We start from the raw sequence: 12775 nt of genomic DNA, 5'->3' as shown, positions 1-12775 counted from the left end.
AAAAAAATGAAAACAGGAATTGTTATCCCTTGCTATAATGAAGCTAATCGCCTAGACTACAGCGCATTTCGATCTTTTTTAACTTTTCATCCAGACTACCATTTGTGCTTTGTTAATGATGGAAGTAAAGACGATACACTAACCTTCTTGAAAAGCATGCGTAAAGGTTTTGAAACCCAAATCACTATTGTTGATTGCAAAACAAATGGCGGAAAAGCCGAAGCAGTACGCCAAGGGGTATTAAACATGTACCAAGTTCAAAATATAGATTATATTGGTTTTCTTGATGCCGATTTGTCGGTAAGTTTAGAAGAATTCACCGACTTGGTTCAAACCATCCACACTGACTCAAACCTCAAAATTGTAAGCGGATCAAGAGTAAAACGCATGGGTGCTGTCATCAATCGTAACCTCAAACGCCATCTCATAGGCCGAACCATCGCCACACTCATCAGTATCTTATTAGGATTACCATTTTATGACACCCAATGTGGAGCCAAAGTATTCCGTAAAGAATTGGTTCCCGTAGGTTTCTTTACACCTTTTCAGAGTGCGTGGTTATTTGATGTTGAGTTGTTCATGCGCATGAAAAAATACTACGGTATTCAGGCTATAATGAACCTAATTCTTGAATATCCATTACGTCGTTGGGTACATGTAGAAGACTCAAAAATCGGTGCATCTGATTTATTCAAGATTCCCTTACAACTCATTAAGATTCAATATCATTATCAAATTAAGCCCGTGCTTACACTAACTTTACCTTCTTTCAATAAAGTGCTCACATTAGAACAAGAGTTTTAATAATCATTATCAAAAGTCTTCTCTAAATCAAGTAATAAAAGTCTAATGACATGGCAACCGCATCAAAATTTACATTTTGTGAGGACCATTTTTTTAAAGAAAAGATTTTGACAGACCCTAAGATATTCTCACCCAAGAATGCTTGACTACCAATGAAATACCTCACATCGTGACTGTTTTTTATTTTCAGATAAAATGCAACGTTCACTACTGACTTTGACAATAGCAGTCAAGTTTTTCCACTCATCTTTGGCTTCAATCCATCGCAAATCAGTGATGACTTGCCAAGTTCACTTTTCTATCCTATCGTGATTTTTTCAAGTGTTTCAGCCGTAGAAACAGGTTTTGCAAGGCAAATGATTCTTCTACTTGGGCATCAAGTTGACCTTGATTACCCTTGGGAGTCAATAAATAATCAGCTTCCTTTTGAACAATATTAGCTGCAATTTCCTTTTGGCATTTCAAAGCATCTGCCGTCTACAGCCTTTAAGGCATGAAATCTCCAATAATTTGGGCATAGCAAATATCTCATTGCTTTTGTGATCTAACTTCAACTGATCCAACAGAAGTTGATACCCACTAGCCCATGCCCCCATGTGATATACCCAATTCGGCCAGAGGATTCATAGTCTAAAAAACGAAACACACGTCCTAATGTATCATCAGAAGGCACATCCTTGTCTAATTTTAGGTACTGCCGAAGCCATGCTAAATTGTCTTTTGCCCATAAGTGTATTCCCATATAATCTTCACAGCCACCCCTAACGGCACAAATATTGATGAAGATAATCTCATTTAAACTGAGTAACTTCTTTCAGTTAAGACGAAAATCGGGCACTTTACTGAATATCTTTATGAGGCGCATTGTTATGAAATTTATAGCACAACGCTACATAATCAACCATTACTAACTATTTTAATGCGATTGCCCTGGGTTTAATGAAGTTGATTTAACCAGTAAAAAATGTATCTTCACCTCTTCAAACTTTAACATATGAAAGTAAGCTAACCCAACAATACAAGAGTGGAAATTATCACTATTAAAGATATAGCCAAGGCCCTTAACCTCTCTACTTCGACCGTTTCGAGGGCTTTAAGGGGCAGTTATGAAATTAACCCTGAAACCAAGCGACTGGTTATGGAATATGCCGAGCGAATGAACTACCGCCCCAATCCCATTGCCCTGAGTTTGAAAGAAAACCGTAGTCGTTCGATTGGCGTAATTATTCCTGAGATTGCCAACAACTTCTTCTCGCAAGCCATTAACGGCATGGAATCCATCGCCTACAATCGCGGGTACCATGTCGTGATTTCGCAAAACCACGAATCCTACGAGCGTGAACTGGTCAGTACACAATACCTAGCCCAACGCCGGGTAGACGGGCTTTTGGTCTCTCTTTCGGGAGAAAGCAACGACCTAGAGCACTTTAAAGAGCTGCAAACCAAAGGCTTACCAATTGTGTTTTTTGACCGCGTACCACAGGATTACATTACGCACAAAGTAATCGCCGATAACTTTGCGGGAACGTACGAAGCCACTGAGCACCTGATTAAACAAGGTTTTCGCCGCATCGCCCACTTGACCAGCCCTTCGTGGCTTTCCATTACGTATGAACGGTTGGAAGGCTACAAAAAAGCCCTCCAAAATCACGACATCCCCATTGAAGACTCTTACATCAAGTATTGCAGTCACGGGGGGATGATTTTCGAAGAAGTTGAGCAGGCTGTCATGGAGTTGATTAACCATCCCAACCGACCCGATGCCGTTTTTACGGCTGGCGACCGCCTTACCACCACGTGCATGTCGCTGATTCGGCGCGAAGGGCTGCGTATTCCCGAAGACATCGCTATCGTTGGATTTACCAATTTGATGACGGCTGATTTGCTCAATCCCGCCTTGAGTGCCGTTCGTCAGCCAGCGTATGAGATGGGGCAATTGGCCACCGAATTTTTAATCGACCTGATTGAGCACCCGAAAGCGACGATTCGGTTTGAAACGAAAAAATTGGACACGCATTTGGTCATTCGTGATTCTTCACTCAAAGCCACTCCGTAATCCTAAACTAGACCAATGCTTCGTTTTTTGTGCATTGCCTGTTTTCCTTTTTTTTTACAGGCCCAAACCCGCGATACCCTCGCAGCCTTCCGACCCGATTCTACCTTCTTTGTACGCACCAAAGGGGCCCTGGCTTACCTCAATTATGGGGTGGGTGAAGATCGCCTCGGAGGCGCAAAAATGGGGTATGTCGATTCGCTGGTATTGCTCAAAGTCACCGCTAAATATAAAGACCTTTATCGGGTACGTTTGACCGGCCAACTGTCGGCGTGGATTCCGCAAACCCTCACCAAACGTGATACCAACGTACGGCTCCCCTCGGTACAATATTTAACGGCTTCTTGGCGCGTATCTGGCGATAATCGCCAAGATTATGTGTCCATCCCATTACCCGAGCGACTGCCCTACCGCAGCCGTCAGGAGATAAATCCAGCTCGGATTGTGGTGGACATTTTCGGGGTCACGGCCAACACTAACTGGATTACGCAACTTCGCACGGCAAGAGAGATTAAAAACATTGATTATGAACAGGTTGCCGATGAGCAATTCAGGGTTATCATTTCCCTGCGCCATGCGCAACATTGGGGTTACGCCATCGGCTACGAAGGTCGTCGGCTGGTGATACGCGTCATGCATCAACCCGAAAAATTACGCCTTCGTGACCTAACCATCGCCATTGACGCTGGCCACGGCGGTAGCAATTTAGGCGCTCGTGGGCTACGATCAAAACAATACGAAAAAGACTTTAATCTCAGCATTGCCCGACATTTACAGAAAGAACTTGAACGCAAGGGCGCAACGGTGCTGATGACCCGCAGCAATGATTCACTGATCAATAACACCGACCGCGTACTGAGCCTTCGTAAACTCAAACCCGACTTGCTCATCAGTATTCACAACAACGCAGCGGGCGATACCACCAAAACCAAAGGGACAAGTACGTATTATAAACACCTTGGATACAGGCCGTTGAGTCAAGCCATTTTGGAGCGATTGTTGGAGACGGGATTGACCGAATACGGCAATGTCGGCCGTTTTAATTTTGCGCTCAACAGCCCTACCGAATACCCCAATGTGCTGGTGGAAGGATTATTTTTAAGCCACCCCGACGACGAGGCGCTTATTTTGGAAGATGCTTACCGCAAAAAAATGGCGAAGCAGATTCGAAAGGGCGTAGCAGATTGGCTAAAACAAGTCAGAAAGCAACGTTCGTAAAAATAGATTACGTAATTTTAGGGGCGCTTCGGTAAACGTTTCGACCCTATGCCTTTTATTTATTTTATACTCCTGTTTATGCATTCTGCTGTTCCAGAAATCCACTTGGCGAAAGGCCAATCAACCACACTGTCACAAAATCATTTTCGACACGCCACCGACGGAAAAGAAGCGTCTCAGTCTACATTGGTAAATCTGAGTTTTGACGACGAATACCTATCCGTTGATTTTCAGTGCTTGCAAAATCCGTTTTGGAGCCAAAACACCTACACAAAGCACAATACTGAAATGTGGAATCAGGAGGTTTTTGAGCTGTTTATTGCCGAAGGCAGCGCCACCCCCACGCAGTATTTAGAATTGGAAATCAATCCTAACAACGCGCTGTTTGTGGGTTGGATTGAGAATCCGACGAAAGAAACACCCCAAAAATTGACGTTTGTGCCTTACGAAAAAGCAGGTATCAAACACGAAGTGAAAGCTAATGGCGATACTTGGTCGGGCAAAATGCAGATTCCGTGGGCTTTATTGGGAGGCAAAAAAGATACCTATCGCCTGAATTTTTACCGGATTGTGTCTCTCCAATCCCACCCAAATACCGATTGGAAATGCACTCCTGCCGACTGTGATTTTACATGTTGGAGCCCCTCAATGAGCGGCGCTACGCCGCGTTTTCACCGCCCCGATGCGTTTGGAATTTTGCATTTAAAATAGCCTATTCCACCGTCAGATAAACAATATTTGTAGGTGTGAGCAGGTGCTTTACTGCTACTGGATTTCCCTCTTTTATTTTCTCAAATGTCCCTGCTTGCTCTACATTAACTTTCATAAGGCTTTGAGAAACAGGGCGTTTTATCCATATTAAATAAGAACGCGAGGTCCCACTTTTGCTTGAGTGATGCACGATAAGCTCTTTTTTTTCAACTGTGACCATAGCCGTTTCGGTAAAATCAGACTTAGGATATAACATATATTTCCGGACGATTTTGACCACACTAGACAGCAACTCCCCCACAAGCCATAACCAAAAAGGCAATAATGCAAATGTATAAAGTACCGTGTCAGGAACGGGAAGTATGGCCAATAAGCGACTCCCCATATCTTGTAAAACCTTCATCATATCTTTGGGCACAAACCACAAACTAAAAAAACAAATCCAAAAGACTGTCGGCCAAATCCACCAGATAATTTTATAAATGATTTTAATGACGTTACCAATTTGGTCAACGGCGCGGTCGGCATAAAATTCAGTTTTTGGAATTGTATTCATAAGACCAGAAAAGTTGGGAGGGTGAATTTAAAAATTTGTCGCTACATTCTCCTAGTTTGTTTCAATCCTATTCGGAGCTTCTTCCGGCAACGTTGCCGACAACGATTGCATAAAAAAATGCAATAAATGAGTTGTTTTGTTATAATTTAACCAGTAATCTCGTACAGGATTCCTCGTTTTATCAAACCAACTTCATGAAATCATTTCTTCGGATTTTCTTTTTGGTGGCCTTGACTGCCTTTCGTCCAATGGATGAAAAACTCACCATTTTTCTCTGCGGCGATTCTACCCTAGCCCCCAAACTACCCGCCGATGCGCCCGAAACGGGCTGGGGTATGGTGCTGCCTGAATACTTCAATACCGACGCCGTACAGATTCAAAACCACGCCGTCAATGGTCGCAGCACCAAGAGTTTTATCACCGAAGGGCGCTGGCAAAAAGTGGTTGCTCAGGTCAAAAAAGGAGATTGGGTTTTTATTCAATTTGGCCACAATGACCAAAAAATAGTCGACAGCACGCGTTCGGCTCCTGCGCAAACGCTATACCGCCAAAACCTGATTCGGTTTGTAAACGAAACCCGCGCCAAAGGCGGCAATCCGCTACTGATTACGCCCGTTATGCGGCGCAAGTTTGACGAAAAAGGGGCATTTGTGGATCAGCACGGCGAATACCCACAAGTGGTAAAAGATGTAGCCAAAGAACTAAAAGTGCCGATGATCGACCTGCACGCCAAAAGTCAAGCAGTGATTGAAAAACACGGCGTGGAAGGTTCAAAAGCGCTGTTTATGCATTACGGCGGTGGTATTTATCCCAAATTTCCCAAAGGCATCGAAGACAATACCCATTTTTCCCGTTACGGTGCGTCGGTCATGGCGAGCTTGGTCGTGGAAGGCATTATGGAGTTGCCGGTTGACTTGAAAAGCTTCGTCAAAAAATCAGAATTTACGAACAAATACACCTACGAACTTCCCAATTATTATACGCCCGTTTTTCGCAAAGACACCTTCAATATTGCCCGCTACGGCGCTAAGGCCGACGGCTTAACGGTAAATACAAAAGCCATTAACCAAGCCATTGATGTATGTCATGCGGCGGGCGGCGGCACGGTATTGGTGCCAGCAGGTCTGTGGCTTACGGGCCCGATTGTGCTGAAAAACAACGTCAATCTGCACATTGCTAAAAACGCTTTATTGCAATTCAGCCGCAACCACGATGATTATCCAATCGTGGTCACCACTTGGGAAGGCCAGGAATCATACCGCTGCCAAGCCCCCATTTGGGGTGTAGATTTGACCAATATCGGCATCACAGGAGAAGGTGTGCTCGACGGTGGCGGGGAGGTATGGCGCGCTATCAAACGCGACAAACAAACCAATTCGCAATGGGCAGCGCTGGTAAAATCAGGTGGCGTAGTAAGCGACAAAAACGACTTATGGTACCCGTCAGAAAAATCCAAAAAAGGGAATAATTTGCCCAATGCAGGGCGAATTCTGAACGGCATTCACCCAACGCAGGCCGAATTGGAGTCTTACAAAGATTTTTTACGCCCCAATATGATCAGTCTGACGCGTTGCAAAAATGTGTTGCTGGAAGGTGTCACGTTTCAAAATTCCCCTGCTTGGACCATGCACCCGCTGCTCTGCGACCACGTCAGCATCCGCAACGTGACCGTCAAAAACCACTGGTATGCCCAAAACAGTGACGCGCTCGACCTCGAATCCTGTCGCAACGGCATCGTTGAAGGCTGCACCTTCGATACGGGCGACGACGGAATTACCATCAAATCGGGCCGCGACGAGCAGGGGCGCAAGCGCGGCGTACCCACCGAGAATTTTATCATCAAAGACTGCAAAGTTTACCACGCCCACGGTGGCTTTGTGATTGGCTCCGAAATGTCCGGCGGGGTCAGAAATCTATTTGTTTCTAACTGTACTTTTATGGGTTCAGACGTGGGCCTTCGTTTCAAAACGGCCCGTGGCCGAGGTGGCGTGGTGGAAGACATTTACGTGACCGACATCAACATGACCGAAATCCCGGGCGAAGCCATTCTTTTTGACATGTATTACGCCGCCAAGGACCCCGTACCGCAGGAAGGCGAGTCCACCGAATTGCCGACCATCAAAGCCGAGCCGTTGAACGAAGGCACGCCGCAGTTCAGAAACTTCTATATCAAAAATATCATCTGCCAAGGAGCCGAAACTGCCATTTTGGTGCGTGGCTTGCCCGAAATGAGCATCAAAAATATCAACATCGAAAACGCCGTCATCGAAGCCAACAAAGGTTTGGTCTGTGTGGAAGGGGAAAATATTAACCTCAAAAACGTCAGTCTTTTGACCAAAGACAAAACCGTGATGCAGGTGCAAAACAGCAAAAACGTAGTGCTCGACGGCATCAAGTATGGCTCCGATAAAGACGTATTATTGAAGGTTATGGGCATTCGCTCAGAAGGCGTTCGTTTGCTAAATACCGACGCAACAAAGGCGAAAAAAGACGTTGAATTGGGCGTTGGGGTGAAAGGAAAGGTAGTGAGTAAGAAGTAAAAAAGTATTGACGTTGGTGAAAAAACACCAACGTCTTCTGATGAGGATTACCGTTCAGATTTTAATAAAAACACTCCTGCCCCCAACGCCAACACTGCCAAACCCAATTGAATGTAGGCAGAGGCTTGCCCGCTTTCATTGTCGGCGTCAATTTTTAAGCCCAGTACTTTCACCGATGCCGAGCTTTTCTGAAATTTCTGAACACCATTGTATCCCAATACAATAGCAAGGACGATAAGAACGATTCCCATTATTTTTTTCATATCACGTAGAAGTTTAAAGTAGTTTATTGCTCCCTTTGGAAGCCTAAAGAAGTATGCCAGTGAAAAAATAAGGCTTTTAGTATCTCAAAAACCGCAACCGCTTTCCGACCTGCTTCATCCATTCCCGTGCCATGAGTTCGTGGGCAAAAACGGTGGGGTGAACGCCATCCCAAATCCAGTATTCAATGGGGGCTTTTTGGATGGCTTTGTCAAAAACGGCGGGATAATCTATCAAAACGGCATCAAATTCGCGGGCCAATTTTCGTACTACGGCTTGGCGCTTGCTGGTATCGTCCCGCCATTGTTCCCAATGTTCGATGCGTTTGCCTACGGGATAGACGAAAGGAATTCCTAACACAAACAAAATCTCAGGATTGGCGCGTCGGCAGTCGTTTAGAAGAATGCGGTAGATATTTTCAAACTCTTCGGCAGTGGTGGCTTCGGCAGGTTTGTTGATCGTAGCGCCTGTGTCATTGATACCAACCAAAATACTCAGTACATCGGGCTTGAGGTTGAGCGTGTCGGTTTCCCAACGTTTCTGCAAATCCGTGATTTTATTGGCGCTGATGCCTCGGTTATAAAAAGTAAAACCTGCTTCGGGAAAATCCGCCCCGATACGACTCGCCACCGAATACGCGTAGCCATGCCCCATGATGTGGTTGGGGTCGAGATTGCGACCACGGTTGCCGTCGGTGATGGAATCACCCTGGAATAAAAACGTGAGGGCTTTTTGGGGTTTAGGCGAGGAAGTTTTTGGGGAAAGAGTAAGCTCTGTTGCCAGTCCTGTTAAGGCGGCTGATTTTAGAAATTTTCGTCTTTGCATTGCTATTTGATGCAATTATAGTAGTTCTTACTTAAGCTGCCAATCCTTAAACTCGCCGTAGGAGATTAACAAAATAGAAACTATTTTGCTAGGGCATCTAATTGCTGTTTATCAATTTTTGCAAGCAATTGATTGACCAAGCCAGTCTTATGGGCTACGGCTTCCTTAAGCGTATTGAATTTTCCCATTTTCTTTTTGGGAGAGTTGCGTTTCGAGGTCATCAAATTTGTCTCCATATTTCAATAGTATTATTTCTTTTTGAGAATAACAAATCCATCATATTTTTCATTCCTTTCAAAAGGTACCAACCCTTTATCTGATAGCCCTAAAACAGTCAAAGTATGAGCCACTTTTTCTATCTCTTTAGTTAAAATGATACTGTACAATCGTGTTCTATGGGCTGTACTTCCTGAAAAAGCAATCTTTGCCTCAGGATTATGAGACAAAAACGCCAGTATTGTTTGTATAACCGTCGCTAAAATCTTTTCCATGTCACCATTTTTACTTTCCACAAATACATCCAGCGAACCATCAGGTAAAACATCTGCTAAAGTTAAACTGAAAAAATCAGGCAAGTCAGTTTGCTGATATACGATAACTTTAAGAATCTCTTTTTCTCCACTACTTGTAAATTCATACCTATAAGCGTTTTCTAAAATTATAAAATCGTAAAAAGGTTTATCCATTGATTACTTGGTTTTTAGCTGCCAAAATTGGGGATATTACCCTTCATCCCCGCTAATCAAACTCTTTTGCTTCTTGCCACCGGCGGCTTGGTTGAGGCGGTACATCACCGTGAGGTTAATCTGACGGGCACGCATTCCCGCCGTTCCATAGGTGTAGAAATTGGCCCCTTCAAACGTAGAACGCATGTAGCGGGAGTTGAACACGTCGATGACGTTGAAAGTGAGCGTACCTTTGCCTTTTAGGATTTCTTTGCTGAAAGCCAAATCCACAAACGCGCGCGCTTTGCGGCTTCCTTGCGGGAGTTGCTGCGGTGCTTCGTAGTTGGCGCGGAGTTGCAAGTCGGTTTTAGGAGCTAAAGTAAAACGGGAAGTTTGACGTGCAAACCAACTGTACGTATCGGCTTTGAAGGTGGCATCCAGGTTTTGTCCGTCGGTAATGGCGCGGAAGAAGTTGAAGTTAAAATCCAGTTTCCACCATTTTACGGGCGTATAAGTACTGGTAAATTCGGCCCCAAAGGCATCTTCGGTCGCGAGGTTTTCGGGACGCGTATTCGAAAATCCTTGCGCATCGACGCGACGGATACGTAACACCTTGCCCGTAGTATGACGATAATAGATAGATGAGGTAAACGAGCCTTTTTCGAAATAATTGATGTGTCCAAAATCATACGAATTGGTAAACTCAGGGTTCAAATCAGGGTTTCCGGAGAAAAAGTTACGCTGGTCGGAGAAAGTAACGTACGGACTCAAATCATTGTAGGTGGGGCGACGCACCCGACGGCTATAACTTACCTGTAAGGCATTGTCTTTGTTGAGGCTATACGTAGCGTGGGCGCTGGGAAACAAATTGGCATAATTGCGCGGATTGGTCTCGTTGGTCTCGCGCAGAATGGTCGTAATGTCCGTTATTTCGGCGCGCAAGCCCGCTTGGTAGCTTATTTTCCCCGTTTTATTACCAATGATTCCGTACCCTCCGTAGATGTTTTCTTTGTAGATAAAATAGTTGTCTAACCCTGGAAGTGTCTCAAACACGCCTTGGTCATTGCGTTGGGTCACGATATAATCATTAACCATATCCCTAAAACTGGTACGAACGCCTGTCTCAAATTTTCCTTCTTTTCCAACGGGGTGAATATAATCCAACTGCACCAAAAACTGGTTTTCATACTCGTCGTTTAGCGATTTTTGAAGCAGATTTCCTGCCTTATTGGGTGAGCCATTGGCAAACACGCTACTTTGCGTGAAGGTCTGGTCGGAGCGCTCCCAGTAGGTCAGATAGCGCACGTCGGCCGTCAGTTCTTGTCCTTTTTTATTGTACGTTTTCTTGTATGTAAGCGCATATTCCGAATAAGGCTCCGCTTCCGTTTCCCGCTGCTGGCGGTCGGTAATGGCACTTAGATTATTGAGGGTATTAATGTAATCTTTGTACTGGTTATCCGTAATCCGCAGCACATCTGTCCGCCGAAACTGATACGAAGCCGTTAGAATGTTTTTCTCATCAAAGAAGTAATCTAAGCCTCCACGAATGGTATTGGCTACGGTTTTGACCTGACTGTTAGTGGTTTGCTGCAACAGCGTTGTGGTATCTTTTCCCCGAACTTCTTGGTACAATCTGCCTGCACCGATGGGCACGCGGTACGCAATGCCGTAGTTGAGGAAAAAATTCAGTTTGTTTTTGCGGTAATTGATATTGGCCGCAATGCCGTAGTTGGGCCGAAAGCCCGTTACGACCTCAAACGAGCCGTTGAAGCCCTGTTTGCGTTCTTTTTTCAATACAATATTAATAATCCCCGACATTCCCTCGGCTTCGTAGCGGGCCGAAGGGTTGGTAATGATTTCGACGCGTTCTATTTGGTTTCCCTGCAATTGTTGTAAGCCTGCTCCACCCTTAAAACTCACCAATCCAGACGGTTTTCCGTCAATCAAAATGCGTACGCCATCGCTTCCGCGAAGTTTAACATTGCCTTCCGTATCTACCGACACCGACGGCACATTGCTCAAAATATCAATGGCCGTTCCACCCGCGTTGGCAAGGTCTTTTCCGACGTTAAATATCTTTTTATCCAACGACAATTCCATCGAGCTTTTCTCGGCCTGAACCACCACTTCATCCAATGTTTGGGAAGCTACCGCGATTTTCAAAACACCTAAGTCCTGCGAGGATTGTTCTTTCGAAAGGCTAAAAACCGCCGTTTTTAAGGGTTTATAACCAATAAATTCAACAACAGCGTAGTATTCGCCAAAGGCTGCATCGACCGTAAATTGTCCTTTTTCATCCGAAATCCCACCACCAGCCAAGGTGCTATCGGTGCTTTTCAGTACCCGAATCGTGGCGTAGGCCAAAGGTGCGTTGGTTTGAATATCGATAATTTTACCCTTAATAACGGCTACTTTCTTGGCAGTTTGGGCTTGCACGCACAGTGCCGTAAAGATGAAAAAGCTTATAATTCCAAAAGCTTTAAAAAGTGAATGGAGCGGTGTAGTAGTGTTCATAACTCTATAAAGAAAATGGGTTGCGGGATGTACTCAAATCAGGCGGTTTTTCTTTAAATTATCCAAATCCACCTGATTTTTTTTCCCTTCTTATTTTGCGGGAGGAGGTCCCTGTGGGCGACGCATTACGAGGCTGTCGGCGGGGTAATTGGCCTTCAGCGAATCCATGTTGGCTTCGGCCCAACTGATAAGTATCTGTTTTTGTGCTTCAGTCAGCTTTGCACCAGAGTGTAGGCCAAAATAAGTATACGACGGCAAAGGCATTTCGCCTTCTTTAATCATCTCAATCGTTTCTTCAAACTTATGGTTTTGATAGGCAATGGGTCGTGAGGTAAAATTAGAAAAGTTCAAATGCCGCTTTCCATCAACAACGTGATGATCCAGAAACCACGCTACCGGCTGAATGTTAGAATACCACGGGTATTCAGTTTTATTACTATGGCAATCGTCGCAGGCTACTTTCAACGTGCTTTTTACTTCTTCGGGCACCGCGTATTTGGTGGAAACATCATAGGTACGGTCATCAGAGAGGTTTTTTTCGGGGTGAAAAAATTGGATTACCACCAATACCACTCCCAAGCCAATCAAGATTTTCTTTATCATAAGTTTAGAGAGGTTAAAAATGAAA

At 44.7% G+C, this 12775-nt stretch carries 13 protein-coding genes; 5 read left to right on the top strand and 8 right to left on the bottom strand.

Annotation, left to right across the window (positions count from 1 at the left end):
- Positions 1 to 6 precede the first annotated feature (6 nt).
- Positions 7 to 804, top strand: coding sequence for a dolichyl-phosphate beta-glucosyltransferase (locus GVN20_RS12465; protein WP_166558633.1), 798 nt, complete (start codon positions 7 to 9; stop codon positions 802 to 804).
- Between the two features lie 550 nt (positions 805 to 1354).
- On the opposite strand, the gene GVN20_RS12460 is transcribed toward GVN20_RS12465, so the two are convergent.
- The gene (locus tag GVN20_RS12460; RefSeq protein ID WP_166558817.1) at positions 1355 to 1594 is read right to left on the bottom strand and encodes a transposase family protein; all 240 of its coding nucleotides are present in this window, start codon (positions 1592 to 1594) and stop codon (positions 1355 to 1357) included.
- A 234-nt stretch (positions 1595 to 1828) separates the two neighbouring features.
- Between GVN20_RS12460 and GVN20_RS12455 the strand changes: the two genes are divergently transcribed.
- From GVN20_RS12455 to GVN20_RS12445, 3 genes are all read left to right on the top strand, one after another.
- Complete coding sequence (locus GVN20_RS12455) at positions 1829 to 2860, top strand: LacI family DNA-binding transcriptional regulator (protein WP_166558632.1); 1032 nt, start codon at positions 1829 to 1831, stop codon at positions 2858 to 2860.
- A gap of 15 nt (positions 2861 to 2875) precedes the next feature.
- The gene (locus tag GVN20_RS12450; protein WP_166558631.1) at positions 2876 to 4075 is read left to right on the top strand and encodes an N-acetylmuramoyl-L-alanine amidase; all 1200 of its coding nucleotides are present in this window, start codon (positions 2876 to 2878) and stop codon (positions 4073 to 4075) included.
- A 78-nt stretch (positions 4076 to 4153) separates the two neighbouring features.
- Positions 4154 to 4786: a carbohydrate-binding family 9-like protein gene (locus GVN20_RS12445; RefSeq protein WP_229599046.1), complete on the top strand. Its 633-nt coding sequence runs from the start codon at positions 4154 to 4156 to the stop codon at positions 4784 to 4786.
- 1 nt (position 4787) lies between these two features.
- Here GVN20_RS12445 and GVN20_RS12440 read toward each other — a convergent pair whose 3' ends face one another.
- Positions 4788 to 5342: a hypothetical protein gene (locus GVN20_RS12440; RefSeq protein ID WP_166558629.1), complete on the bottom strand. Its 555-nt coding sequence runs from the start codon at positions 5340 to 5342 to the stop codon at positions 4788 to 4790.
- A gap of 194 nt (positions 5343 to 5536) precedes the next feature.
- Here GVN20_RS12440 and GVN20_RS12435 point away from each other — a divergent pair, with 194 nt between their 5' ends.
- Positions 5537 to 7882, top strand: coding sequence for a glycosyl hydrolase family 28 protein (locus tag GVN20_RS12435; RefSeq protein ID WP_166558628.1), 2346 nt, complete (start codon positions 5537 to 5539; stop codon positions 7880 to 7882).
- A 47-nt stretch (positions 7883 to 7929) separates the two neighbouring features.
- On the opposite strand, the gene GVN20_RS12430 is transcribed toward GVN20_RS12435, so the two are convergent.
- The 6 genes from GVN20_RS12430 to GVN20_RS12405 form a co-directional block, all read right to left on the bottom strand.
- Entirely contained in the window at positions 7930 to 8145 is a 216-nt protein-coding gene (locus GVN20_RS12430; RefSeq protein ID WP_166558627.1) for a hypothetical protein, read from the bottom strand.
- 76 nt (positions 8146 to 8221) lie between these two features.
- On the bottom strand, positions 8222 to 8968 hold the full coding sequence (locus GVN20_RS12425; protein WP_166558626.1) for an SGNH/GDSL hydrolase family protein: 747 nt from the start codon (positions 8966 to 8968) through the stop codon (positions 8222 to 8224).
- A gap of 80 nt (positions 8969 to 9048) precedes the next feature.
- Complete coding sequence (locus tag GVN20_RS12420; protein ID WP_166558625.1) at positions 9049 to 9204, bottom strand: hypothetical protein; 156 nt, start codon at positions 9202 to 9204, stop codon at positions 9049 to 9051.
- Positions 9205 to 9216: 12 nt separating this feature from the next.
- Positions 9217 to 9654 (bottom strand): DUF6934 family protein, encoded by a 438-nt coding sequence (locus tag GVN20_RS12415; protein WP_166558624.1) that lies wholly within the window; start codon positions 9652 to 9654, stop codon positions 9217 to 9219.
- Between the two features lie 36 nt (positions 9655 to 9690).
- Positions 9691 to 12147: an outer membrane beta-barrel family protein gene (locus tag GVN20_RS12410; RefSeq protein ID WP_166558623.1), complete on the bottom strand. Its 2457-nt coding sequence runs from the start codon at positions 12145 to 12147 to the stop codon at positions 9691 to 9693.
- A 90-nt stretch (positions 12148 to 12237) separates the two neighbouring features.
- Positions 12238 to 12750 carry a heme-binding domain-containing protein gene (locus GVN20_RS12405; RefSeq protein WP_166558622.1) on the bottom strand — a complete coding sequence of 171 codons (513 nt, stop codon included), beginning with the start codon at positions 12748 to 12750 and terminating at the stop codon, positions 12238 to 12240.
- Positions 12751 to 12775 lie beyond the last annotated feature (25 nt).

The sequence above is a fragment of the Runella sp. CRIBMP genome (assembly GCF_009905605.1).
In the GTDB taxonomy this organism is placed as follows: Bacteria; Bacteroidota; Bacteroidia; order Cytophagales; family Spirosomataceae; genus Runella.
The sequence above is the reverse complement of the archived record's forward strand: the minus strand, read 5'-3'. Positions and strand labels throughout refer to the sequence as shown.

Excerpts from the sequence above, each read along its gene's own strand:
- GVN20_RS12415 (WP_166558624.1), bottom strand. The coding sequence starts at position 9,654 with ATGGATAAACCTTTTTACGATTTTATAATTTTAGAAAACGCTTATAGG.
- GVN20_RS12430 (WP_166558627.1), bottom strand. The coding sequence starts at position 8,145 with ATGAAAAAAATAATGGGAATCGTTCTTATCGTCCTTGCTATTGTATTG.
- GVN20_RS12440 (WP_166558629.1), bottom strand. The coding sequence starts at position 5,342 with ATGAATACAATTCCAAAAACTGAATTTTATGCCGACCGCGCCGTTGAC.
- GVN20_RS12405 (WP_166558622.1), bottom strand. The coding sequence starts at position 12,750 with ATGATAAAGAAAATCTTGATTGGCTTGGGAGTGGTATTGGTGGTAATC.
- GVN20_RS12410 (WP_166558623.1), bottom strand. The coding sequence starts at position 12,147 with ATGAACACTACTACACCGCTCCATTCACTTTTTAAAGCTTTTGGAATT.
- GVN20_RS12445 (WP_229599046.1), top strand. The coding sequence starts at position 4,154 with ATGCATTCTGCTGTTCCAGAAATCCACTTGGCGAAAGGCCAATCAACC.
- GVN20_RS12450 (WP_166558631.1), top strand. The coding sequence starts at position 2,876 with ATGCTTCGTTTTTTGTGCATTGCCTGTTTTCCTTTTTTTTTACAGGCC.
- GVN20_RS12435 (WP_166558628.1), top strand. The coding sequence starts at position 5,537 with ATGAAATCATTTCTTCGGATTTTCTTTTTGGTGGCCTTGACTGCCTTT.
- GVN20_RS12420 (WP_166558625.1), bottom strand. The coding sequence starts at position 9,204 with ATGGAGACAAATTTGATGACCTCGAAACGCAACTCTCCCAAAAAGAAA.
- GVN20_RS12425 (WP_166558626.1), bottom strand. The coding sequence starts at position 8,968 with ATGCAAAGACGAAAATTTCTAAAATCAGCCGCCTTAACAGGACTGGCA.
- GVN20_RS12465 (WP_166558633.1), top strand. The coding sequence starts at position 7 with ATGAAAACAGGAATTGTTATCCCTTGCTATAATGAAGCTAATCGCCTA.